The sequence below is a fragment of the Streptomyces aurantiacus JA 4570 genome (genome assembly GCF_000414115.1).
GTDB lineage: Bacteria > Actinomycetota > Actinomycetes > Streptomycetales > Streptomycetaceae > Streptomyces > Streptomyces aurantiacus_A.
Genome location: NZ_AOPZ01000275.1, coordinates 1 through 23609, shown reverse-complemented (window position 1 = coordinate 23609; position 23609 = coordinate 1). Strand labels below are relative to the sequence as shown.

18 protein-coding genes and 1 pseudogene are annotated in these 23609 nt (G+C 72.5%); 15 read left to right on the top strand and 4 right to left on the bottom strand.

The annotated features are described in order from the left end of the window. The first annotated feature begins 135 nt into the window (after window positions 1-135). Window positions 136-675: a MarR family winged helix-turn-helix transcriptional regulator gene (locus STRAU_RS24995; protein WP_016643175.1), complete on the top strand. Its 540-nt coding sequence runs from the start codon at window positions 136-138 to the stop codon at window positions 673-675. A gap of 125 nt (window positions 676-800) precedes the next feature. Here STRAU_RS24995 and STRAU_RS24990 read toward each other — a convergent pair whose 3' ends face one another. From STRAU_RS24990 to STRAU_RS24975, 4 genes are all read right to left on the bottom strand, one after another. Beyond that, window positions 801-1040, bottom strand: a complete 240-nt coding sequence (locus STRAU_RS24990; protein ID WP_016643174.1) for a hypothetical protein — start codon at window positions 1038-1040, stop codon at window positions 801-803. 59 nt (window positions 1041-1099) lie between these two features. Beyond that, on the bottom strand, window positions 1100-3217 hold the full coding sequence (gene malQ, locus STRAU_RS24985) for a 4-alpha-glucanotransferase (protein ID WP_016643173.1): 2118 nt from the start codon (window positions 3215-3217) through the stop codon (window positions 1100-1102). Next, window positions 3218-3454 carry a hypothetical protein gene (locus tag STRAU_RS41670; RefSeq protein ID WP_016643172.1) on the bottom strand — a complete coding sequence of 79 codons (237 nt, stop codon included), beginning with the start codon at window positions 3452-3454 and terminating at the stop codon, window positions 3218-3220. A 270-nt stretch (window positions 3455-3724) separates the two neighbouring features. Further along, on the bottom strand, window positions 3725-4261 hold the full coding sequence (locus STRAU_RS24975; protein WP_016643171.1) for an HNH endonuclease: 537 nt from the start codon (window positions 4259-4261) through the stop codon (window positions 3725-3727). Window positions 4262-4539: 278 nt separating this feature from the next. On the opposite strand from STRAU_RS24975, the gene STRAU_RS24970 reads away from it, so the two are divergent. From STRAU_RS24970 to STRAU_RS43850, 14 genes and pseudogenes are all read left to right on the top strand, one after another. Continuing rightward, window positions 4540-5631, top strand: a complete 1092-nt coding sequence (locus STRAU_RS24970) for a mechanosensitive ion channel family protein (protein ID WP_016643170.1) — start codon at window positions 4540-4542, stop codon at window positions 5629-5631. Window positions 5632-5889: 258 nt separating this feature from the next. Then, entirely contained in the window at window positions 5890-7068 is a 1179-nt protein-coding gene (locus tag STRAU_RS24965) for an ROK family transcriptional regulator (protein ID WP_037661736.1), read from the top strand. A 61-nt stretch (window positions 7069-7129) separates the two neighbouring features. Further along, window positions 7130-8470: an ABC transporter substrate-binding protein gene (locus STRAU_RS24960; RefSeq protein ID WP_037661734.1), complete on the top strand. Its 1341-nt coding sequence runs from the start codon at window positions 7130-7132 to the stop codon at window positions 8468-8470. A gap of 13 nt (window positions 8471-8483) precedes the next feature. Then, window positions 8484-9443 (top strand): carbohydrate ABC transporter permease, encoded by a 960-nt coding sequence (locus tag STRAU_RS24955; RefSeq protein WP_016643167.1) that lies wholly within the window; start codon window positions 8484-8486, stop codon window positions 9441-9443. A gap of 7 nt (window positions 9444-9450) precedes the next feature. Next, a complete protein-coding gene (locus STRAU_RS24950; protein ID WP_016643166.1) occupies window positions 9451-10362 on the top strand; it encodes a carbohydrate ABC transporter permease in 912 nt (303 codons plus the stop codon). Window positions 10363-10369: 7 nt separating this feature from the next. After that, on the top strand, window positions 10370-11635 hold the full coding sequence (locus STRAU_RS24945; protein ID WP_016643165.1) for a 6-phospho-beta-glucosidase: 1266 nt from the start codon (window positions 10370-10372) through the stop codon (window positions 11633-11635). Continuing rightward, window positions 11626-12651 carry an N-acetylglucosamine kinase gene (locus STRAU_RS24940; protein WP_016643164.1) on the top strand — a complete coding sequence of 342 codons (1026 nt, stop codon included), beginning with the start codon at window positions 11626-11628 and terminating at the stop codon, window positions 12649-12651. Before STRAU_RS24945 ends, STRAU_RS24940 begins: the two co-directional genes overlap by 10 nt. 266 nt (window positions 12652-12917) lie before the next feature. Continuing rightward, window positions 12918-14405, top strand: a complete 1488-nt coding sequence (locus STRAU_RS24935; protein ID WP_037661731.1) for a hypothetical protein — start codon at window positions 12918-12920, stop codon at window positions 14403-14405. A gap of 17 nt (window positions 14406-14422) precedes the next feature. Then, the gene (locus STRAU_RS24930; protein ID WP_016643162.1) at window positions 14423-15508 is read left to right on the top strand and encodes a glutamate ABC transporter substrate-binding protein; all 1086 of its coding nucleotides are present in this window, start codon (window positions 14423-14425) and stop codon (window positions 15506-15508) included. A 106-nt stretch (window positions 15509-15614) separates the two neighbouring features. Continuing rightward, the gene (locus STRAU_RS24925; RefSeq protein WP_037661727.1) at window positions 15615-16934 is read left to right on the top strand and encodes a coiled-coil domain-containing protein; all 1320 of its coding nucleotides are present in this window, start codon (window positions 15615-15617) and stop codon (window positions 16932-16934) included. Further along, the gene (locus STRAU_RS24915) at window positions 16931-19666 is read left to right on the top strand and encodes a serine/threonine-protein kinase (protein ID WP_052029234.1); all 2736 of its coding nucleotides are present in this window, start codon (window positions 16931-16933) and stop codon (window positions 19664-19666) included. The genes STRAU_RS24925 and STRAU_RS24915 overlap by 4 nt, the downstream gene beginning before the upstream one ends. 11 nt (window positions 19667-19677) lie before the next feature. Then, window positions 19678-21099: a PP2C family protein-serine/threonine phosphatase gene (locus tag STRAU_RS24910; protein WP_078621458.1), complete on the top strand. Its 1422-nt coding sequence runs from the start codon at window positions 19678-19680 to the stop codon at window positions 21097-21099. Between the two features lie 155 nt (window positions 21100-21254). Further along, window positions 21255-22598, top strand: coding sequence for a vWA domain-containing protein (locus STRAU_RS24905; protein WP_016643156.1), 1344 nt, complete (start codon window positions 21255-21257; stop codon window positions 22596-22598). Between the two features lie 79 nt (window positions 22599-22677). Further along, window positions 22678-23609, top strand: a pseudogene (locus tag STRAU_RS43850) (FHA domain-containing protein); the annotation flags it as partial.

Sequence of the window (23609 nt, the reverse complement as noted above, 5' to 3'; positions counted from 1 at the left end):
CCCCCAAGAGGTCGCGAAGGAAGGGCTGCCCGAGGAAAGCTGAGCAGTAAGTAGCTTAGCTCTAAGCTACTTATCGTCAACCCACTTAGTTGCGACTTACTTGCGAGCTTCCAATCTCCGCTGAATAATTCCCCCATGAACGCCACCACCCCCGACACCGGGACCGCCCCCGACGCCGTCGACGCGATCGTCGAGCAGTGGGCCGTGGTCCGGCCCGACCTGGAGACCACGCCCATGGAAGTCTTCGGTCGCGTCTACCGCATCTCGCACGCCGTGGCCGACCGCGTCGAGCAGGCGCACCGCCAACAGGGCACCACCCGCGGGGAGTTCGACGTGCTCGCGACGCTGCGGCGCTCCGGCGAGCCGTACACGCTGTCGCCGCGCCGGCTCTCCTCGACGCTGATGCTGACGTCGGGCGGCATGACCGGGCGGCTCGACAAGCTGGAGCGCGCCGGGCTGCTCCGGCGCTCCCCCGACCCGAGCGACCGGCGGGCGCTTCAGGTGACGCTGACGGAGAAGGGCCTGGAGCTGGTCGACCGGGCGGTCGTGGCGGGCCTTGAGGCGCAGCGCACGGCGCTCACGGCCGCCGGTCTCGACGAGGCGGAGACGGCGCAGCTCGCCGCCCTGCTGCGGAAGTTGCTCGCCGGCGCGCAGCCGGGTGCCGAAACCTCATGACGCCGTTGCCGGCGTGAACGCGCCGAGGGCGCTCCCGGGCCGCGTACACGGTTCTCCGTGTGCGTACGCGGCCGAGGAGCGCCCTCGGCGGAAAGGTGTGCGGGGAGCCGGTGACCGGCCCGCCGTCAGCTCTGCTTCTGCTGCTTGCGGGACTTGTCGCCGACCATCACGAGACCCGCGATGACCAGGAACAGCACGATGGGTGCGACGACGTAGAGGCCGAGTGTCTCGACCACGCTCAGGCCGGGGCCCGGGTCGTCGCCGTCGTCGCGGGTGAGCGCGAGCGCGGGGGACGTCATGAGCAGCATCATCAGCGTCGTACCGGAAGCCAGGGCGCCGGCGCGCAGGGCGTTCTTCTTGTCCACGGTGCCAACGTAGCGAACCGCTCCGCGGGCCGCGCGCCCGGGGTGCCGTACGGGGCGCCTCAGCGCGTGCGCGGCGGGTGCGGCCGCAGCGCGTCGAAGACCTCCAGCAGGGCGTGCAGGCGCGGCGAGGCGGCGAGGTCCTCCAGGGTGACGGGGCGGCCGGCGGCGTCGGCGACGGGCAGCCGCCAGTTCGGGTACTGGTCCCAGGTGCCGGGGAGGTTCTGCGGGCGGCGGTCGCCGACGGTGTCGGGCAGCCAGACGCCGACCATGCGGGCCGGGGTGGCGAGCAGGAACCGGTGCACGGCGCGGACCTCGTCCTCCTCGCGCCCGCCGCCGCCCGGCAGCAGGCCGAGCCGGGAGATCACGGCGAGCCATTCGCGTACGTCGGCGGCGGCCTCGGCGCGTTCGGCGGCGAGCGGGCGGGTCAGCAGGCCCAGGTCGTGCCGGAGCCGCACGTGCGCGCCGGTGACGCGGGCGGCGGTGGACGGCAGGTCGTGGGTGGTGGCGGTGGCGAGGCAGTCGGCGCGCCACCGCTCGGGCGGCAGCGGCAGGCCGTCGCCGTCCCAGTCGCGCTCGAACCACAGCACGGACGTGCCGAGCACGCCGCGCTCGCGCAGCGCCTCGCGGACGCCCGGTTCGACGGTGCCCAGGTCCTCGCCGATGACGAGGGCGCCCGCGCGGTGCGCCTCCAGGACGAGGACGGCGAGCATGGCTTCGGCGTCGTAACGCACGTACGTTCCGTCTACGGGGGTACGTCCGCTCGGCACCCACCACAGTCGGAAGAGCCCCATGACGTGGTCGACGCGCACGGCGCCCGCGTGCCGCAGCGTCGCGCGCAGCAGGGCGCGGAACGGGGCGTAGCCGGACTCGGCGAGCCGGTCCGGGCGCCACGGCGGCAGGCCCCAGTCCTGCCCGCGCGCGTTGAAGGCGTCGGGGGGCGCGCCCGCGGACATGCCCGCGGCGAAGTGGCGCTGCTGCGCCCAGGCGTCGGCGCCGTCCGGGTGGACGCCGACGGCCAGGTCGTGGACGAGGCCGACGGGCATCCCGGCGTCGCGGGCGGACCGCTGGGCGGCGGCGAGTTGCTCGTCGGTGAGCCAGGCCAGGCGCTCGTGGAAGTCGACGCGGTCCATCAACTCGGTGCGGGCGCGGGTGGTTTCGGGGGACGCGGGGTCTTGCAGGGGTCTGGGCCAGGCGTGCCAGTCGGGTCCGTACCGCTCGGCGAGCGCGTACCAGGTGGCGTGGTCCTCCAGGGCCTCGCCGTGCTCGGCGAGGAAGTCGCTGTACGCGGCGCACCGGCCAGGACCGAGCGGCACGTCGCGGATCAGCTCCAGGGCGGCCGCCTTGAGCTCCCACACGGCGTCCCGGTCGATGAGGGCGCCCTCGCGCAGGACGGCCCGGCGCAGTGCCGCGGCGCGCTCCAGGCAGACCCCCGCGCGGTCGCGGGCCTCGCCCCGGAGCCGGCCGAACTCCGGGATGTGCTCCACCCTCAGGTGCACGGGGTCCGGGAAGCGGCGGGACGAGGGGCGGTACGGGGACGGGTCGCTCGCGCCGTCCGGCGGCTTCGGCACCGCCGCGTGCAGCGGATTCACCTGGACGAATCCGGCCCCCAGCGTCCGCCCCGACCACGACGCCAGCTCCGCGAGGTCGCCGAGGTCGCCCATGCCCCAGGAGTGGCGGCTGAGGAGGGAGTAGAGCTGGACGAGGAATCCGAACGTGCGGGGTGGTGGCGCGGGGGCGCGGCGCGGGGCGACGACGAGGTGGGCTTCGCCGGTGGTGCCGTCGGGGGCGGTGGCGCGCAGGCGGTGGACGCCGAGGGGGAGATCGGGGGGCGCCGGGACGTCCGTGAGGTCGATGAGCGTTCCCTCTTGCTCGGTCTCCACGGTGACGCGGGTGCCCGGGGGGAGGGAAGTGAGGGCTTCCGGGGGCGCGGGCCCGGGGCCCTCGGGAGCGGGGCCGTCGTCCTTCCAGAGGACCACGGTGGGCGGCAACAGGCGTTCCCGTAAGGCCCGTTCGCGGGCTGCCACCGCGTCCCGCACCGCCTCGGGCGTGCTCGCGTCGACGTCGAGCGCGGCGAGGGCCGCGACGACCGCGGCTTCCGATGCCTGGACCGTGCGGTCCGGGGACGGGGAGTAGGAGGTGGCCACGCCGTGCAGGGCGGCCAGCCGGGCCAGGGTCACCTAGACCCCCATGGGGTCCAGGCCCGCGGCCGTGCCCGTCGAGGTGGGCTCGCTGGTGAGGGGGGCGGCGTCCATGAGGGACGGCTCGCTGGTGAGGGGGGCGGCGTCGGCGAGCGGGGGCTCGCTGGTGAGGGGCGGCTCCAGGCAGCCGCAGGAGCAGGAGCCGTCGAGGCCGGAGTCGGGGTGCGAGACCTGTTTGGACAGGGCGGAGAGGAGGAGGTTCGCGGAGGCGGGCATGGGGCTCCTTGATCGCGGGGGCCGCGGCGTGGTCGCGGACATCGGTTCCGAAGCCCTACCCACTGCGGTGGGGCGCATCCGTATACGGCCGGGGAACGTGGCGCTGGTCACAATTCGGCCCCTGGACCCCCGCCATCGGCCTGAACGGCCTCGTCCTCAATCGCCGGCCTCGTCCTCAATCGCCGGACGGGCTGAAAGTGCCGACTGCGTGCCGGTCCGGGGGCGGAGCCCCCGTGGCGGTGACCCCGGGGGCACACAAAAGCCCGGATCCTAGGCAGAAATGCCGTCGATCCGGGCCATCGCGTCATCCGCGCCGAACGGCTGCAAGTACGGCAGCCAGCGCGGATCCCTGTGCCCGGTGCCGATGATGCGCCAGGCCAGTCCCGAGGGCGGGGCGGGTTTGTGGCGCAGGCGCCAGCCGAGCTCCATGAGGTGCCGGTCGGCCTTGACGTGGTTGCAGCGGCGGCAGGACGCCACCACGTTGTCCCAGACGTGCTGACCGCCGCGACTGCGCGGAATGACGTGGTCGACGCTGGTTGCGACGCCACCGCAGTACATGCACCGGCCGCCGTCGCGGGCGAACAGGGCACGGCGGGTCAGTGGAACGGGCCCCCGGTAGGGGACCCGCACGAAGCGCTTGAGCCGGACCACGCTGGGTGCGGGGATGGTGCGGGTCGCGCTGTGCATGAAGGCGCCGGACTCCTCGAGGCAGAGTGCCTTGTTCTCGAGGACGAGGACGAGCGCGCGGCGGAGCGGTACGACGCCGAGGGGCTCGTACGACGCGTTGAGGACCAGGACATGCGGCACGGATGCCTCCTATTACGCCGGCGGCGCGTGGCTCGCGCCGGGACGATCTGTAGCCAGTCTCCCCTCATGCCTGGTCGTAGCGCCACCATGTGCCGGTAACGGCCCTGAAGTGTTTTCGACCACACCCTGGGCGCAGGCACGTTTCACCATCGTTCCGGGCCTGGTGAGCACCGTCTCTCCTTCGAACATGACAACGATCCGCACACAATGCCCCGTTAGTGTGGTGAGTCTGCCCGGTGCATCTCCTGGGCAGGCCGCTATGCCTGGAGGTACGAGCCGTGTTCCTGTCCGTCCTGTCGGCCGCCGGAACGGACCCGGACCCGTCACCGACGCCGACGCGCAAACCCGTCACCCTCGACGACGCCCAGGAGAGCGCCACCAACGCCGCGAGCTGGGTGGAGGAGAACTGGTCGACCTGGCTCACCAACGGCCTGCGCATCCTGCTGATCGTCGTGATCGCGATGGTCCTGCGCGTGATCGTGCGGCGGGCCATCACCAAGCTGATCGAGCGCATGAACCGCACGGCGTCGGCCGTCGACGGCACCGCGCTCGGCGGGCTCCTGGTCAATGTGGAGCGGCGGCGGCAGCGTTCGCAGGCCATCGGGTCCGTGCTGCGGTCGGTGGCCTCGTTCCTGATCCTCGCCACGGCCGCGCTGATGATCCTCGGCACGTTCCAGATCAATCTGGCGCCGCTGCTCGCCTCGGCGGGTGTCGCGGGTGTCGCGATCGGTTTCGGTGCCCGCAACCTCGTCACGGACTTCCTCTCCGGCGTCTTCATGATCCTGGAGGACCAGTACGGGGTCGGTGACTCCATCGACGCCGGGGTGGCCTCCGGCGAGGTCATCGAGGTGGGGCTGCGCGTCACCAAGCTGCGCGGCGACGACGGCGAGATCTGGTACGTCCGCAACGGCGAGGTCAAGCGCATAGGCAACCTCTCCCAGGGCTGGTCGACGGCCGGCGTCGATGTGACGGTGCGTCCGGACGAGGACCTGGACAAGGTCAAGCGGGTGCTCGGCGAAGTCGGCGAGCGGCTCGGCAAGGACGAGCCGTGGAACGAGCAGCTGTGGGGGCCGGTCGAGGTCCTCGGCCTGGACAGCGTACTGATCGACCAGATGGTGGTGCGGGTCTCCGCGAAGACCATGCCGGGCAAGTCGCTCGGCGTGGAGCGGGAGCTGCGGTGGCGCATCAAGCGGGCCTTCGACGCGGAGGGCATCCGCCTTGTGGGCGGACTGCCCGTGCAGCCGGACGGCGGCGTGGCCCCGGCCGACCCGACCGCGGGCATGGCCGCGCCGTCGGCGTACGCCTCGTCGACGTCGCCGCAGTCGCTGGCGGCCTCGCCGATAGCCCCGCCGCCGAACCTGTCGAAGTAGGGGGAATCAGCCCGTCCGGCGTTTGAGGACGAGCCCGTCCGGCGTTTGAGGACGAGCCGCGGAGCGGCGATAACGGGGGTCCGGGGGCGGAGCCCCCGTAGCGGCCACCCGGACTCTCCGGGTAACGACTTGGTTGCCGCAGGCCCACTTGCCCTTGACGGCCCCTCTGGGGCGTCCTACGTTCCTCGCATCCAATAGGAAGCCTTCCTAACAGTGATGTGAGGGAGGCGGGCAGCCGAAGGGCAGGTGTCGTCAGCGATGGCTGGAACCACCCCATCCAACGGGTCTCCGGGCGTGCCGGGCACGCCCCGCGTGCTCCGCGCCATGAACGACCGCGCCGCGCTCGACCTGCTCGCCGCCCACGGCCCGCTCACCCGCACCCGCATCGGCGAGCTGACCGGCCTTTCGAAGCCCACCACCTCGCAGCTGCTCAGCCGCCTGGAGTCGGCCGGACTCGTACGCACCACGGGCCGCCAGAGCGGCCGCCCCGGCCCGAACGCCGTCCTGTACGAGATCGACCCCGCCGTCGGCCACGTCGCCGCCCTGTCCGCGGACCCCACCGGCATCACCGCCCTGGTCGCCGACATCACGGGGCACGAGGTGGGCAGGCAGCGCATCGAGGCCGCCGCCGTCGCCGAGGACGTACGCCACCGCACCGCCCAGCTGGTCGTGGAGGCCGTGGACGGCGCCCTCGACCGGGCCGGGCTCGGCCACGACGACCTGCGCGCCACCGTCATCGGCACGCCCGGCGCCATCGACCCGCACGACGGCCGGCTCCGCTACGCCCCGCACCTGCCCGGCTGGCACTCCCGCACCCTGCGCGCCGAGCTGGCCGAGGTGCTCGGCACGCCGGTGGCCATCGAGAACGACGTGAACCTCGCGGCCATCGCCGAGCAGTACGAGGGCGCGGCCCAGGACAACGACGACTTCGTGCTCGCCTGGCTGGACGAGGGCGTGGGCGCCGCGATCGTGCTCGGCGGCGTGCTGCTTCGGGGCGCGACCGGCGGCGCGGGCGAGATCGGCTACATGCCGGTGCCGGGCGCCCCGCTGCTGCGCGGCCCCGACGGGACGCCCGGCTCGTACCGGGGCGGCTTCGAGAGCCTCGTCTCCGCGGCCGTGGTCCGCGAGCGTGCGGGCGGCAAGCCGCTCACCGACGCGCTCGCCGACCCCGTCGAGCGCGACGAGCTGGCCCGGCACATCGCCACCGGCCTCGCCGCGGTCGTGGCGGTCGTCGACCCCGAACTCGTCGTCCTGTGCGGCCAGGTGGCCCAGGCGGGCGGCGAGGAGCTGCGCCTTCGCGTCAAGGAGGAGATGACGGGCCTCGCCCTGCCGCGTCCCCTCCTGCGCATCAGCGAGCTCGACGGCGACCCGATCCTCACCGGCGCCCTGCGCACCGCCCTCACGCAGGCCCGCGACACCGTCTTCGACACCGCCTGAGCCCTTCCGCACCCCCGTTCGTCCCCCTCCCCGACACCGCCTCCCGCAAAGGACGTCCGCCATGCCCCGATGGCGCATACGCAACGGCGTGCCCGCCGCCCTGACCGCGGCCGGACTGCTCCTGTCCGGCTGTGCCAACCCGAGCACCGGCAGCGCCGAAGACGATCCGACCAAGCCCGTGACGCTGAAGTTCTGGCACGGCTGGGCGGCCCCCGGCGAGGTCGAGGCGATCAACGAGAGCATCGGGCGGTTCGAGAAGCTGCACCCCAACATCGATGTGAAGGCGACCGGCAACGTCACCGACGCCACCATCAACCAGGCCCTGCGGGCGGGCGGCGGCGAGTCCCCCGACGTGGTGTCGTCGTTCACGACGAACAACGTCGGGCAGTACTGCGACTCGGGGATGTGGGCCGACCTCGACCCCTTCATGAAGAAGACCGGCCTCGACAAGAAGAAGACGTTCCCCAAGACCCTCCTCGACTACACGAGTTACGAGGGCAAACAGTGCGCGCTGCCGTTCCTCGCGGACGCGTTCGGCATGTACTACAACAAGGACGCCTTCAAGGAGGCGGGCATCAAGCGCCCGCCGCGCACCATGTCGGAGTTCAAGAAGGCCGCGGCGAAGCTGACCGTGCGCAGCGGCAAGGACTCGTACAAGCGCGTCGGCTTCATGCCGAACTTCCGGCTCTACCAGAACGCCCCGGACCGCCTCTTCGCGCAGTGGGGCCCGGAGTACTTCGACGCCGACGGCAAGTCGAACCTCGCCGACGAGCCCAAGACGTACGACTTCTTCAAGACCACCAACGAGCTGATCAAGGCCCAGGGCGGCTACGCCGACCTGGAGAAGTTCCGCTCCACCTTCGGCGACGAGATGTCGGGCCAGAACGCCTTCCTCACCGGCAAGCTGGCGATGCACCTCGACGGCGAGTGGCGCGGCCTGATGCTGAAGGACGCCAAGGCCAAGTTCGACTGGGGCGTGGCGCCGCTGCCCGTGCCGGACGACCAGGCCGACACCTACGGCCGCGGCTTCATCACCGGCACCGTCCTCGGCATCGCGCACAGCAGCAAGCACCAGAACGCCGCCTGGGAGCTGGTGCGCTTCCTGACGGCGAACACCAACCAGGTCGTGGACTTCGCCAACGACATCCACAACGTGCCGTCCACCTTCGCGGCCCTCAAGTCGCCCCGCCTGGACGCCGACAGGCGCTTCCGCACTTTCTTCAAGATCCTGGAGAACGAGCACAGCCAGGCGCTCCCGCAGTCCACGAACGGCGGCGCGTACATCGTCTCGCTCGCGGACCTCGCGTACTCCGTGGAGGCCGGAGGCAAGAGCGACCTGCGCAAGGGCCTCGAGAAGCTCGACGACCAGATCGACGCCGACAATCTCCAGGCAGAGAACTGAGGAGCGCCCCGCCATGGCCCTGTCACTCTCCAAACCAGCGCGGCGCAGACTGTCCCCTCCCGCGCGCCGCAGACTGCGCGTCCTCGGCTTCCTCTCCCCCTGGCTGATCGGCTTCAGCGTCTTCTTCGCGTACCCGCTGATCGCCACCGTCTACTTCTCGTTCATGCACTACAACCAGATCAAGGAGCCCACGTTCGTGGGCCTGAGGAACTGGCGGTACGTGTTCGAGCAGATGCCGCTGTTCGGCCCGGCGCTGTGGAACACGCTGTGGCTGGTGGTGGTGATGGTGGCGCTGCGGGTGATCTTCGGGCTCTCGCTCGGGCTGCTCATCACGAAGATCAAGTCGGGGGTGGGGTTCTTCCGCACCGCCTTCTACCTCCCCTACCTGGCCCCGCCGGTGGCGGCGACGGTCGCCTTCGTCTTCCTCCTGAACCCGGGCACGGGCCCGGTCAACGAGATCCTCTCGAAGGTCGGCATCGACGCGCCCACCTGGTTCAACGATCCGACGTGGGCGAAACCCTCGCTGGTGATGCTCTCCCTGTGGGGCATCGGCGACCTGATGGTCATCTTCATGGCGGCGCTGCTCGACGTGCCCAAGGAGCAGTACGAGGCCGCGGAGCTGGACGGCGCGGGCGCCTGGGCGAAGTTCCGGTACGTCACCTGGCCCTCGATCACGCCGATCGTGATGTTCGCCGTGGTCACGGGGGTCGTACAGACCATGCAGTACTACACGCAGGCCCTGGTCGCCGGAAAGATCGCCTCCGGGGTTTCCATCGGCCCGGGCTCGGTGATCCAGCCCGGCTATCCGGACCACTCGACCCTCACGGTCCCCCAGCTCGTCTACTCGATGGGCTTCCAGAACTTCAACACCGGTGCGGCGTGCGTGCTCTCGCTCGTGCTCTTCGCCATCGCCATGGCCGTGACGATGCTGCTGATGCGCAAGCGCTCCGGCCTGCTCTCGGCGGAGGACTGATCCCACCATGACTTCCACGACACTCAGCGCGCCCGCGTCCTCGAAGGCCGCCGCACCCGCCGGGCGACGCGGCCCGGCCGCCGCCCGCGCCCGCCGCAAGCGGATCCTGCACTGGATAGCCGTGCACAGCGTGGCCATCGCCGTGGCGCTGCTCTTCATCCTCCCCTTCGTCTTCGTCTTCCTCACCTCCGTGATGAGCGACGCGCAGGCGATGAGCGGCGATCTGTGGCCGTCGTCCTGGCACTGGGAGAACTACAAGGCCGTCTTCGAGACCGACGGCTTCCTCACCTGGTGGCGCAACTCCCTGATGTACGCGGGCCTCGGCACGCTCTTCACCGTCTGCTCGGCGATCCCCGTGGCGTACGCGCTCGCCAAGTTCCGCTTCCGCGGCCGACGCACCGCGATGCTGCTCGTCATCTCCACGATGATGCTGCCGCCGCAGGTCATCGTGATCCCCATGTACCTGGTGTGGGCGCAGCAGTTCCATCTGTCGGGCACGCTGTGGCCGCTGATCATCCCGATGGCGTTCGGCGACGCGTACTCGATCTTCCTGCTCCGGCAGTTCCTCCTCACCATCCCCAAGGAGTACATCGAGTCGGCGCGTGTCGACGGCTGCGGCGAGGTCAGGACCCTGCTGAAGATCATCGTGCCGATGGCCAAGCCCGGCATCGCGGCGATCGCGCTGTTCCAGTTCTTCTACTGCTGGAACGACTACTTCGGGCCGCAGATCTACGCGGCCCAGGACCCCGGCTCCTGGACGCTGAGCTACGGGCTCGAATCCTTCAAGAGCGCCCACATGGTGAACTGGAACATGACCATGGCGGCGACGCTGCTGGTCATGGCTCCGGTCATCGTCATCTTCTTCTTCGCACAGAAAGCCTTCGTCGAAGGCGTCACCCTCACCGGAGTAAAGGGCTGATTCAGCAATGAAGCTCACCGTGGTCGGCGGAGGCTCGACCTACACACCCGAACTCATCGACGGATTCGCCCGGTTGAGGGACACCCTGCCGATCGAGGAGCTCGTCCTCGTCGACCCGGCGGCCGACCGCCTGGAGCTGGTCGGCGGCCTCGCCCGGCGCATCTTCGCCAAGCAGGGCCACCCGGGCCGGATCGTCACCACCTCCGACGTGGACGCGGGCGTCGCGGACGCCGACGCGGTGCTGCTCCAGCTCCGCGTGGGCGGCCAGGCGGCCCGGCAGCAGGACGAGACCTGGCCGCTGGAGTGCGGCTGCGTCGGCCAGGAGACCACCGGCGCGGGCGGCCTCGCCAAGGCGCTGCGCACCGTCCCGGTGGTCCTGGACATCGCCGAGCGCGTGCGCCGCACCAACCCGAACGCGTGGATCATCGACTTCACCAACCCCGTCGGCATCGTCACCCGCGCCCTGCTCCAGGCCGGACACAAGGCCGTCGGCCTGTGCAACGTCGCCATCGGCTTCCAGCGGAAGTTCGCCGCGCACCTGGGCGTGGAGCCGGGGCAGGTGCACCTGGACCACGTGGGTCTGAATCATCTGACCTGGGAGCTGGGCGCCCGCCTCGGCGGCCCCGAGGGCGAGAACGTGCTGCCCAAGCTGCTCGCCGAGCACGGCGACGCCATCGCCGAGGACCTGCACATGCCGCAGACGCTCGTCGACCGCCTCGGCGTGGTCCCCTCCTATTACCTGCGCTACTACTACCAGCACGACGCCGTCGTACGGGAGCTGCGCACCAAGCCGTCCCGGGCCGCCGAAGTCGCCGCCATGGAAGAGAAGTTGCTGAAGATGTACGGCGACCCGGCGCTCGACGAGAAGCCGGAACTGCTCGCCCAGCGCGGCGGCGCCTTCTACTCGGAGGCGGCCGTGGACCTGGCGGCCTCGCTGCTCGGCGGCGGAGGCAGCCCGTACCAGGTGGTCAACACCTACAACAACGGCACGCTGCCCTTCCTCCCCGACGACGCCGTCATCGAGGTGCAGGCTTCGGTGGACTCCTCGGGCGCCGCGCCGCTGGCCGTCCCGTCCCTGGACCCGCTGTTCTCCGGGCTGATCGCGAACGTCACCGCGTACGAGGACCTGGCGCTGCACGCCGCCCTGCACGGCGGCCGCGACCGCGTGTTCAAGGCGCTGCTCGCGCACCCGCTGATCGGCCAGTACGCGTACGCGGAAGAGCTCACGGACCGGCTCGTCGCACACAACCGGGAGCACCTCGCGTGGGCCTGAGCACACCCCGCGGCACCGGCCCTTCGGCGTCCGCGCCGGTGCTCGCCATCGACGCGGGCAACAGCAAGACCGACGTCGCGGTGGTCGCGGCCGACGGACAGGTCGTCGGCACGGCCCGCGGCGGCGGATTCCGCCCCCCGCTGGTCGGCGTGGAACCCGCGATGGACGTACTCGACGAGGCGGTGCGGCGGGCGCTCGGCGAGGCGGGCCTCACCTCGGTCGGACACGTCTCGGCGTGCCTGGCCAACGCGGATCTTCCGGTGGAGGAGCGGGAGTTGGCCGCGGCGGTGCGCCGACGCGGCTGGAGCACCAGCGTCGCCGTACGCAACGACACCTTCGCGGTCCTGCGCGCGGGCCTGGTCGAGGACGCCGAGCCGCGCGGGGTCGCGGTGGTGTGCGGCGCGGGCATCAACTGCGTCGGGATGCTGCCGGACGGACGCACCGCCCGCTTCCCGGCGATCGGCAAGCTCTCCGGGGACTGGGGCGGGGGCGGCGGCCTCGCCCAGGAGGCGCTGTGGCACGCGGCCCGCGCGGAGGACGGCCGGGGCGGCCCCACGGCCCTCATGACCGCCCTGCCCGCCCACTTCGGCCTGCCCTCGATGTACGCCCTCATCGAGGCGCTGCACCTGGGCCACATCGAGCCCGCCCGCCAGCACGAGCTGACCCCCGTCCTGTTCGCGACGGCGGCGACCGGTGACGAGGTCTCCTGCTCCCTGGTGGACCGCATGGCCGAGGAGGTCGTCGCCATGTCGACGGTGGCCCTGGGCCGCCTGGACCTCCTGGACGAGACGGCCCCCGTCCTCCTGGGCGGCAGCGTCCTCGCGGCCCGCCACCGCCGCCTCGACGACGGCATCCGCGCCCGCCTCACGGAGAAGGCCCCCAAGGCGATCCCCCGCGTGGTGACCGAACGCCCGGTGCTGGGGGCGGCGTTGCTGGGCCTGGACGAGTTGGGCGCACCGGCGGGGGTGCATGCGCGGGTGCGCGCGCACTACGGACAAAGCCCGTCCGGCGATTGAGGACGAGCCGCGGAGTCCGGCGATTGAGGACGAGCCGCGGAGCGGCGATCGGCGGCGCCCCCGTCCCACCCGCAGGGCACCCCCGGGGACCCCCGCCCCCGGGGAACCGAACACACCCTCGTCGCGTGTTCAAAGGTGCCCACCGACCACGAATCCGCACAAGATCAGGTCAAGCCCTGTGCGGATGTCAGCCCCGGCGGCGATACTTGCGCCCGGAAGGAAGGGCCGCCCGCAGACCAGAAGACCAAGGGGGAGGTCGAGGTCAGGTGACACACCCACCAGAAGCACCACCGCAAGCGCCCAAGCCGGCGCAGCCGCCGCTGCCGGCCCAGGCAGCGAATCGAACGGGAACACCAGCGGGGCCACCGCAACAGGCGCCCACGCCGGAGAGAAGCACGGCGTGGGCCGAGGGCGTGGACCGCCTGCGCGCCGCCGCGACCACGGAGCCGGGGCGGCTGCGCGCGATCGGCGCCGTCCTCGCCGCCCTGGTCCTCGCCTTCGGCGCGATCACCACCTGGCAGACGACCTCCCGCGCGGACGCCGCGGACCGCGTCCTGAACCGCAGCCAGCCGCTGAGCAACGACGCCGCCGCGATCTACCGCTCGCTTGCGGACGCCAACACGGCCGCGTCCAGCGGCTTCCTGGCCGGCGGCCAGGAGCCCGCGAAGGTCCGCGAGCGGTACCGCCGCGACATCGACCGGGCCAGCGAGAAGCTCGCGACGGCCGCGGCGAACGCGGGCTCGGACTCCTCCTCCGCGACCTCCGTGAGCGAACTGAACAAGCTCCTGCCGCAGTACACGGCCCTCATCGAGCGCGCCCGCGCCAACAACCGCCAGGGCCTGCCGCTCGGCGGCGCCTATCTGCGGTACGCGAACGACACGATGCAGACCCAGATGCTCCCCGCCGCCGAGAAGCTCTACAAGGCGGAGAACAAGCGCCTGAACGGCGACTACGCCGACGCCAAGCCCTACCCCTGGCTCGCGATCGCCTTCGGCGTCGCCGCGCTCGCCGCCCTGGGCTGGGCCCAGCGCCGCAACTACCGCCGTACGAACAGGGTGTTCAACACCGGCCTGGTCGCCGCCACGACGGCCGCCGCGGTGGCGCTCCTGTGGCTGCTGGCCGGGCACACCTTCGCCCGCTCCGGCCTGAACGAGTCGTACGAGGACGGCGTGAAGTCCCTGAACGTCCTCAACGACGCCCGCATCAGCTCCCTGAAGGCCCGGAGCAACGAGAACCTGACGCTGGTCAGCCGGGGCGCCGAGACCGTCGCCGTGGGCAGCGCCACGAAGGACAAGTTCGACGTGGCCTACCAGCGGCAGATGGCGCGGCTCGCCGGCGGCGAGGGCGGCGGGAACGGCGGGGGCCTGCTCGACGAGGCCGCGAAGCTCGCCGACGACGAGTCGGGCGAACGCCCGGTGGAGACGGCCGCGAAGAACGTGACCGAGTGGAAGGACCGCCACAAGTCGGCCCGCGCGAGCGACGACGCGGGAGACTACGAAGGCGCGCTGGACGCGGTCATCGGCGCCAAGAGCGGCGAGGCCGCGGCCACGGCCCCGTCGACGGGGGAGTCCTTCGACAACGTGGACGCGGCGCTCGACCTCGCGCTCACCCACGAACTGCGCGAGTTCAGGAGCGCCGCCCAGGACGGCAAGGGCGCGATGGCGGGCCTGCCGGTGGGCGCCGCCGTGCTCGCGGTCCTCGGCGCGGCCGCCGCCGTGATCGGCATCGGCCGCAGGCTTTCGGAGTACCGGTGATGGGGGGCGCGCGGACGATGCGTACGCGACCTGGCGAGACGGAACAGCACGCCGCCGCGACGAAACGACACGCCACGAACCGGCAGGCGGTGATCCGGCGCCACGGCACCACGGCGCTGCGCCGCTGGGGCGGCGTGGTCTCGATGGCCCTCGCCTGCCTCCTGGCGGCCGTCGCCGTCGCCTTCGTGCCGGCCCTGCCGCAGCTGCGCGGCGACACCGGCCGGGGCGGCGACGGGGGTGCGTCCGGCGGCGAGCGCCTGACGCAGGCCGCGCCCGCCCGCGCGGACGACTGCGAGTCCCCCGAGAGCAGCCTGCGGCCCTCCCCCGAGGACGGCCCGACGATCGAGAAGATCAAGCAGCGCAAGGTCAAGAAGCTCATCGTGGGCGTCGACCAGAACAGCTACCGCTGGGGGTACCGCGACCCCAACAAGAGCGTGGGCGAGCTGGAGGGCTTCGACATCGACCTCGCGCGCGAGATCGCCGAGAAGCTGCTCGGCGACCGGAACGCCGTGGTGTTCCGCGCGATCCCCACCAACCAGCGCATCCCGGCGATCCAGAGCGGCCAGGTCGACATGGTCGTCCGTACGATGACGATCAACTGCGAGCGCATCAAGGACGTCGCCTTCTCCACGGCGTACTTCGAGACCGGCCAGCAGGTCCTCGCCCCCAAGACGTCCGGAATCACCGGCTACAACGAGACACTGAAGGGCAAGAAGGTCTGTTCGGCCGCGGGCTCGACCGCGGAGTCGGCGCTCAAGGAGAAGAGCTTCGGTGCCGACATCAGGACCACGGTGCCGAACCAACTCGACTGCCTGGTAAGGCTCCAGCTGGGCGAGGTGGACGCGGTGGTCACCGACAGCGCGCTCGCCGCGGGCCAGGCCGCGCAGGACCCGACGGTGCAGCTCAAGGGCAAGGAGCCGTTCACCACGGAGTACTACGGCGTGGCGATGAGGAAGGACGCCGACGACCTGGTGCGGCGGGTCAACGGCGTACTGGACGACTACCGCAAGGACAAGGACGGCTGGCGTCACTCGTACAACAAGTGGCTCGCCGCCGACCTGGGCAAGTCGGCGGGACCGCCGAACCCGAAGTACAAGGACTGAACCCGACGTACAAGAAATGAACCCGACGTACGACTGAACCCGAAGTACAAGGACTGACAGTCGAGTTCGAGAGCTGAGAAGTCAACGCAGAGCGGAGAGGTGATCGATGAGCGTCGCGGGACCCCCCGGCTCTGTGATGGACCGGGACGAGGTGGACCGGGCGCTGGTGCGGCTCGACGCCGAGCACGAGGCGATCGAGACGTCGCTCCTCGCCCTCCAGGACCACGCGGGCCGCCGCCTCCTCGAAGGCGCGAAGCTCACCGGCACCACGCACGAGCGCTGGCTCGCCACCGAAGGCCGGATCACGCTCCTGTGGACGTACTTCGACGCGTACGCGGGCGCGCTGAACACCGCCCGCGAGGTGCGCGAGCGCAGGCGCTGGCCCAACCGCGACGACCTGCTCGAACTGACGCGGCTGCTGCGCGGCCGGAGCGTCACCGTCGCGGGCGGCTCGGCGTCCGGCGCGGCGGCGTCGATCACCGGCCCCGCGAAGCTCACCGAGGAGTTCACGCTCGAAGAGCTCGTCGCGCGCATGAACGATCTGTACGCGCACTCCCTGGACCTGGTCGTCGCCGCCGACGCCGTGTGGTCCGCGCTGCCCGCCCGCATCGACCTGCTCGCCGCCGAACTCCAGCGCACCCGCCAGCTCGCGCACTCCGTGGGCGTCCGCCCCGGCGAGCACCCGTCGGGCGACGACCTGGAGCGCATCACGCACGAGCTGACGGCGCTGCGCGAGCAGGTGGTGTCCGACCCGCTGGCGTTCTGGCAGCCCACGCGCGGCAGTTCGGCCCCCGGCGGCGGCCGCCCGCACACGGACCGCTACGACCACGCGGCCCGCGCCCTGGAGGACGTGCGCCGCGAGATCGACGCCGTGCTCACGGTCCGCCAGGACGCCGAGGCCCGCCTGGGCAAGCTGCGCGACGTGCTCTCCCGCGCGGACCGCACGCTCGCCGAGGCCCGCTCCGCGCGCGGCGAAGTCCTCGCGAAGATCGCCGCGTCCGAGGTGCCCGCCGTCTCCGGGCCGCCCACGGCGCTCCAGGAGCAGCTCGCGATGGCCGCCGACTACCGCAGGAACGCCCAGTGGCACCGCCTCTCCCCGCTCCTGGAGTCCCTGGAGCAGAAGGCCGAGGACGAACTGCTGCGCGCCCGCGAGTCGTTGACGGCCGTCACCGCGCCGCTCGCGGTCCGCGCGGAGCTGCGCGGCCGCCTCGACGCGTACAAGGCGAAGGTCGCCCGGCACGGCCTCGCGGAGGACCCGTTCCTCATCGAGCGGTACGACGCGGCGCGCCGCATGCTCTGGAGCGCGCCCTGCGACCTGCGCGTCGCCGACGAGGCGGTGCTCCGCTACCAGCGGGCGGCGGCCGACGCGCTGGCGTCCAGGGTCCCGCAACAGGGCGGGCCCACCGACCGGAGGGGGGAAGCATGAGTGAGCAGACCGGCGGAACCGGCGGACAGCGACCCTGTCAGCGGCCCAAGTGCACGGGTTCGTACGAGGACGTGGGCGGCGGCGAGCTGTACTGCGACACCTGCGGTCTCGCCCCGGTCGTCTCGGCGAACGGCATGGTGGGCTCCCCGGCGACGGGCGTCACGGTCGGCGGCCGCAGCGGGCGCAGTGGGCGCAGCGGCCGGGGCTCGCGCAGTTCGCGCGGCTCGGCGAGCACCGGGACCCGCGGGAGCACCCGCTCCTCGCGGTCCGCGTCGTCGCGCCGCTCGGTCTCGGGCCGGCTCTCGCGCTCCCTGTCGGAGGGCACGTCGGCGCGGTCGGTGTCGGTGCGCAGCTCGGGCTCGTCGGCGGCCTCGTCGGGGCGCGGCAGGCTGGGCGTCGGCCTGGTGTCGGTGCCGCAGGTGCCGCGCCCCGACCCGCGCGGCGCGGTGCAGGAGAAGCCCGAGGTTCCCGAGCGGAAGCGGTTCTGCTCGCGCTCCGACTGCGGTGCGCCGGTGGGCCGCGCGCGCGGGTCGCGCCCCGGGCGCACGGAAGGTTTCTGCACGAAGTGCGGCCACCCCTACTCCTTCGTGCCGAAGCTGAAGGCGGGCGACATCGTGCACGGCCAGTACGAGGTCGTGGGCTGCCTCGCGCACGGCGGGCTCGGCTGGGTGTATCTCGCGGTGGACCGCGCGGTGTCCGACCGCTGGGTGGTCCTCAAGGGCCTGCTCGACACCGGCGACCAGGACGCGATGGCCGCCGCGATCTCCGAGCGGCGCTTCCTCGCCGAGATCGAGCACGCCAACATCGTCCGCATCTACAACTTCGTCGAGCACCTGGACCAGCGCACCGGCTCCATGGACGGCTACATCGTCATGGAGTACGTCGGCGGCAAGTCCCTCAAGGAGATCGCCAACAGCCGCCGCACGCCCACCGGCAAGCGCGACCCGCTGCCCGTCGAGCAGGCATGCGCGTACGGCATCGAGGCCCTGGAGGCCCTCGGCCATTTGCACAGCCGCAACCTGCTGTACTGCGACTTCAAGGTCGACAACGCCATCCAGACCGAGGACCAGCTCAAACTGATCGACATGGGCGCGGTCCGCCGGATGGACGACGACGAGTCGGCGATCTACGGCACGGTGGGCTACCAGGCACCGGAGGTCGCGGAGGTGGGCCCTTCCGTGGCCTCGGACCTGTACACGGTCGCGCGCACGCTGGCGGTGCTGACGTTCGACTTCCAGGGCTACACGAACGTCTTCGTGGACTCCCTGCCCGACCCCGACAACATCGAGGTCTTCCGTACGTACGAGTCGTTCTACCGGCTCCTCGTGCGCGCCACCGACCCCGACCCGGCACGGCGGTTCAGCTCCGCCCAGGAGATGGCCGAGCAGCTGACCGGCGTCCTCCGGGAGGTCGTGGCGGTGCAGAGCGGGCGGCCGCGGCCGGCTCTCTCGACGCTCTTCGGGCCCGAAGTGAAAGTCACTGACACGGAGTTGTTCGCGGAGCTGGTGGGGGAGGTTTCGGCGCTCGGGGCGCGGGAGTCGGGGCCCGGGCTCGGGCAGCGGCTGGGGATCGGTACGGCGGGGGGTTCCTCGGGTGCGGGTGGTGTGGCCGCGCTGGGGCTGGGGGAGCCGGACGGTTTGAGCGCCGGAGGCGCCGGGAACGGGGGCGGCGGAGCCGCTGGGGCTCTTCCCGGCGGAGCCGGACGGAACACCCCCGGCGGAGCCGGGGAGAACGGTGTCGCGGCCGCGTCCATGGTGCGGCCGCTGGACGCCCCCGCGGCGGCACTCGCGCTGCCCGTGCCCCGGGTCGACCCCGGGGATCCCAACGCCGGCTTCCTCGCCGGGCTCGTGGACTCCGCGGGCAGCGAGCTGATCGCCGCGCTCAGAGCCGCGCCCGCGACCTCCCCCGAGCTGCGTCTGCGGGAGCTGCGGGCCCGACTCACCATGGGCGAACTGGCCTCCGCGGGCAGTGCGCTGGAGTCCCTGGAGATCGACCACCCCGACGACTGGCGGGTGATCTGGTACCGCGGCGTCGCCTCCCTCACCACCGGCGACCACGAGATCGCGGCGCTCTCCTTCGACGCGGTGTACGACGCCTTCCCCGGCGAGCCCGCGCCCAAGCTCGCCCTCGGCGTCTGCGCGGAGGTGCTCGGCCAGTTGGACAACGCCGCGGAGTACTACCGCCTGGTGTGGACGACCGACCCGAGCTACGTCAGCGCGGCGTTCGGGCTCGCCCGGGTGCAACTCGCGTCGGGCGACCGGAGCGGCGCGGTGCGCACCCTGGAGTCCGTGCCGGAGTCCTCGATCCACTACACGGCGGCCCGCGTCGCCGCCGTGCGGGCGCGGCTTCGGCAACGTATGACGTTCGACACGACGGCCGGGCCGGGCGCCCGGTTCCTGGACGATCTGACGGCCGCCGCCGGGCAGGTCGAGGCGCTCGCGGGCTTCGGCCTCGACGCGGTGCGCAGAGAGCGGCTCTCGACCGAAGTCCTCGGGACGGCGCTCGACTGGGTACTCTCCGGTAGCCACTCTGGCCACGCCTCCCCGCCACCGGCCGCCGCCGGCGACGGTCGTACGGGGACGGTCCTGCTCGGCAGCGAGCTGGACGAGCGCGGTCTCCGGTTCGGTCTGGAACGGTCGTACCGAACGCTTGCCCGGCTCGCACAGGGTGGCGAGGAAAGGATCGAACTGGTGGAACGGGCCAACCGTTTCCGCCCTCGGACGTGGGTGTGAAGATGTCCCAGATGCACCAACCGGCGGCCCTGTCGACGTGCCCGAGCTGCGAGGAGCCCCTGGAATCGGGCGACTTGTTCTGCGACGCGTGCGGCTATGACCTCTCTGCCGTCCCGCCCCCACCGTCCGACCGCCCCACCGTCGTGCTCAACGGCATGCCTCCCGGCCCTCCGCCCGCCGCCCCACCGGCCCCGGCTGCCGCTCCGGCCCCGGCCCAGTGGCCCGTGGCGCCCGAGGTGGACAGCTCCGACACCCCGGCGCCGACCCACCGGTCCGCGGACCTGCCCGGCACGGACTCCGGGGGAGGCGATCTCGCGGCTTCCGAACAGACGGCCCCCGGCCAGGTGCCCGCCGATCCGGACGACTATCTGCTGCCCGCCCCCGGAACCAGCCCGGGCCCCGAGGCGCCGGGCCCCGAGGCACCGGCCGACCCGCGCACCGGCCCGCAGCCCGCCACCGAGGCGGCACACCCCTCCGCCGGAGCGGCGGAGCCCGTGCTGCCGACCCCGCCCGCCGGCACCAAGCTCTGCGTCGCCTGTCGCGCGGGCCACGTCGCCCCCGACGGCTACTGCGAGAACTGCGGGCACGCCCAGCCGCGGGAGCGGGACCACATGGAGCAGGAGCTGGCGGCGGTCGCCGCCGTCAGCGACCGGGGCCTGCGGCACCACCGCAACGAGGACGCGTTCGCGATCTCCTCGGCCGCGCTGCCCGACGGCTCCCCCGCCACCGTCGCCATCGTCTGCGACGGCGTCTCCTCGGCGACCCGCCCCGACGAGGCGTCCATGGCGGCCTCGCGCGCCGCCAACGCCGCGCTCCAGGACGCCCTGCCGCGCGGCACCCACCCGCAACAGGCCATGCACGACGCGATCGTCGCCGCCGCGGAAGCCGTCAACTCGCTCGCCGCCGAACCCACTTCGGCCCGCGAGCACAGCCCGCACCAGAACGCCCCCGCCTGCACCCTCGTCGGCGCCGTCGTCACCGGCGGACTGCTCGTCATCGGCTGGGTCGGCGACAGCCGCGCCTACTGGGTCCCGGTCGACCGCACCGGCCCCACCGCCCGCCTCACCGAGGACGACTCCTGGGCCGCCCAGATGGTCGCCGCGGGCCTCATGAACGAGGCCGAGGCGTACGCCGACGAGCGGGCGCACGCCATCACGGGCTGGCTCGGCGCCGACGCGTACGAACTGGAGCCGCACACCGCTTCCTTCAAGCCGGACCGCCCGGGTGTAGTGGTGGTGTGCACGGACGGCCTGTGGAACTACGCGGAGGCGGCCCAGGACATGGCCCGCGCCCTGCCCGCCGACGCCGCCCTGCGCCCGCTGCACAGCGCCCAGGTCCTCGTCGGCCACGCGCTGGACGGCGGGGGCCACGACAACGTAACAGTGGCGATCCTGCCGTTCCCTGCCGCGCCGCAAGGGGCAGGATCGGCCTAGCGCGGGAGGGCCGGGCACCGCGCGGCCCTGCCCTCCCGGCCACCGCACGTCCGTGCCGACCGCACCACCGGCACCAGGCACCACCCGCCTCCGCGCGCACACGGCGCCGCGGGCGAGAGGTCTGTGGGAAGTAGTCCTAGGGGGGAACAGCGTCCATGGCCATTTTCTCGAAGTCGAACGTGCCACAGTTCACGGTCGACGTGTATCAGAACGAGTATCTGCCCGAGGGCGGCCGCGAGGTCAACGCGATCGCCACCGTCACCTCGACCGGCGGCGGCACCATCGGCTCCGCGGTCGGCGCGCCCCATCTGTACTCGGCGGGCGAGGGACCCGACGCCGCGGTCGCGATCATGGTCGACTGCTCGGGCTCCATGGACTACCCGCCGACGAAGATGCGCGGCGCCCGCGACGCCACCGCCGCCGCGATCGACGCGCTGCGCGACGGCGTCCACTTCGCCGTCATCGGCGGCACCCACGTCGCCAGCGAGGTCTACCCCGGCGGCGGCCGTCTCGCCGTCGCCGGGCCGGGGACCCGCGCCCAGGCCAAGGAGGCCCTGCGCAAGCTCAGCGCGGGCGGCGGCACCGCCATCGGCACCTGGCTGCGCCTCGCCGACCGGCTCCTCGCCTCCGCCGACGTATCCATCAGGCACGGCATCCTGCTCACCGACGGCCGCAACGAACACGAGTCACCGGAGGACCTGCGGGCCTCCCTCGACGCCTGCGCGGGCCGCTTCACCTGCGACGCCCGCGGTGTCGGCACCGACTGGGAAGTGAAAGAGGTCACAGGCATCGCCTCCGCGCTGCTCGGCACCGCCGACATCGTCGCCGACCCGGCAGGACTCGCCGCCGACTTCACGCAGATGATGGAGTCCGCGATGGGCAAGGAGGTCGCCGACGTCAGCCTGCGGCTGTGGACACCCATGGGCGTGGAGATCATGTTCGTGAAACAAGTGGCACCCACGGTCGAGGAGTTGACCGACCGGCGTACGGAGGCGGGGCCCCGCGCGGGCGACTACCCCACCGGCTCCTGGGGCGACGAGTCCCGCGACTACCACATCTGCGTCCGCGTCCCCGGCGCCGAACTCGGCCAGGAAATGCTCGCGGCCCGGGTCTCACTGATCGTGCCCGGCGCCGACGGCACCGTACAGACCCTGTCCCAGGGCCTGGTCAGGGCGGTCTGGACGGACGACATGGCCGCCTCCACGTCCATCAATCCGCAGGTCGCGCACTACACGGGCCAGGCGGAACTGGCCCAGGTCATCCAGCAGGGGCTCGATGCCCGCAAATCGGGCGACTTCGACGGAGCAACGGCCAAACTGGGGCGGGCCGTTCAGCTCGCCAGTGCCTCCGGCAACGAGGACACCGCCAAGCTCCTTTCCAAGGTGGTGGACGTCGTAGACGCCACGACAGGTACTGTTCGATTGAAGGCGCGGGTCGCCGAGGCCGACGAGATGACACTCGAGACGCGCTCGACGAAGACGGTCCGCGTGAAGAAGTAGTACGCGTACGCGTTGCCAGTACCGGAAAAGCCAGTGCACACGGCCCTCGGGCCGGAGAAGGAGAGGGGGAAGCGCCGACATGCCGACCTGCCCGAACGGACACCAGTCGGGTTCCGACGACTGGTGCGAGGTCTGCGGTCACCGCATGGCCGGTGCCGTACCGCCGCCGCCTCCCCCGCCGCCCCCGGCCGCCGGCTACGGCTATCCGCCGGCTCCCGGGCAGCATGGCCAGCAGGGTGGTCCCGGCGGGGCCGGTGGCCCTGGCCCTGGTGGTCACGGTGGGCCCGGTGGTCCTGGTCCCGGTGGTCCCGGTGGTCCTGGTCCTGGCGGCCCTGGTCCCGGCGGTCACGGTGGTCCCGGTCCCGGCGGTCCTGGTCAGCAGGGCGGGCCCGGTCAGCCCGGCCGCCCGCACCTCTCCGCCGTGCCGGACCTCGGGCGCGAGCCCGAGCTCTGCCCGCAGTGCCGCACGCCCCGCGAGGCGAACGCGCCCTTCTGCGAGGAGTGCCGGTGGAACTTCCTCACCGGTACGGCCACGTCGTACACGCCTGCCGCGCCCAATCCGCCGCTGCCCACGGGTGGGCCTGGCGGGCCCGGCGGTCCGGGGATGCCTGGGCACGGTGGCCCCGGTGGCCCCGGTGGACCGGGTGGGCCTGGTATGCCCGGGCCGGGTGGCCCAGGCGGGCCCGGTGCGCCTGGTGGCCCCGGCGGGCCCGGTGCTGATGGCCCGGGTGGGCCCTTCGGCGGGCCGCCCTTCGGTGGGCACGGTGGTCCGGGTGGGCCTGGTCCTGGTCCTGGTGGACACGGTGGGCCTGGGGGTCCTGGTCCGGGTGGTCCCGGCCCCGGTCCTGGTGGGCCTGGTCCCGGCGGCCACGGTGGTCCGGGTGGTCCCGGTCCCGGCGGACCCGGTGGCCCCGGCCCGGGCGGCCCCGGCTCCCCCAGCCCCGCCCAGCAGTTCCACCAGGGACCGCCCCCGCCCGGCCCGGGTGCACACGGCGGCCCCGGTGGTCCCGG

Bases quoted from the DNA above. Each gene is read 5' to 3' on its own strand.
- STRAU_RS24965 (WP_037661736.1), top strand. From the start codon at position 5,890: ATGGCTGGAACCACCCCATCCAACGGGTCTCCGGGCGTGCCGGGCACG.
- STRAU_RS24905 (WP_016643156.1), top strand. From the start codon at position 21,255: ATGGCCATTTTCTCGAAGTCGAACGTGCCACAGTTCACGGTCGACGTG.
- STRAU_RS24910 (WP_078621458.1), top strand. From the start codon at position 19,678: ATGCACCAACCGGCGGCCCTGTCGACGTGCCCGAGCTGCGAGGAGCCC.
- STRAU_RS24955 (WP_016643167.1), top strand. From the start codon at position 8,484: ATGGCCCTGTCACTCTCCAAACCAGCGCGGCGCAGACTGTCCCCTCCC.
- STRAU_RS24950 (WP_016643166.1), top strand. From the start codon at position 9,451: ATGACTTCCACGACACTCAGCGCGCCCGCGTCCTCGAAGGCCGCCGCA.
- STRAU_RS24930 (WP_016643162.1), top strand. From the start codon at position 14,423: ATGCGTACGCGACCTGGCGAGACGGAACAGCACGCCGCCGCGACGAAA.
- STRAU_RS24995 (WP_016643175.1), top strand. From the start codon at position 136: ATGAACGCCACCACCCCCGACACCGGGACCGCCCCCGACGCCGTCGAC.
- STRAU_RS24960 (WP_037661734.1), top strand. From the start codon at position 7,130: ATGCCCCGATGGCGCATACGCAACGGCGTGCCCGCCGCCCTGACCGCG.
- STRAU_RS24925 (WP_037661727.1), top strand. From the start codon at position 15,615: ATGAGCGTCGCGGGACCCCCCGGCTCTGTGATGGACCGGGACGAGGTG.
- STRAU_RS41670 (WP_016643172.1), bottom strand. From the start codon at position 3,454: ATGCCCGCCTCCGCGAACCTCCTCCTCTCCGCCCTGTCCAAACAGGTC.
- STRAU_RS24945 (WP_016643165.1), top strand. From the start codon at position 10,370: ATGAAGCTCACCGTGGTCGGCGGAGGCTCGACCTACACACCCGAACTC.
- STRAU_RS24915 (WP_052029234.1), top strand. From the start codon at position 16,931: ATGAGTGAGCAGACCGGCGGAACCGGCGGACAGCGACCCTGTCAGCGG.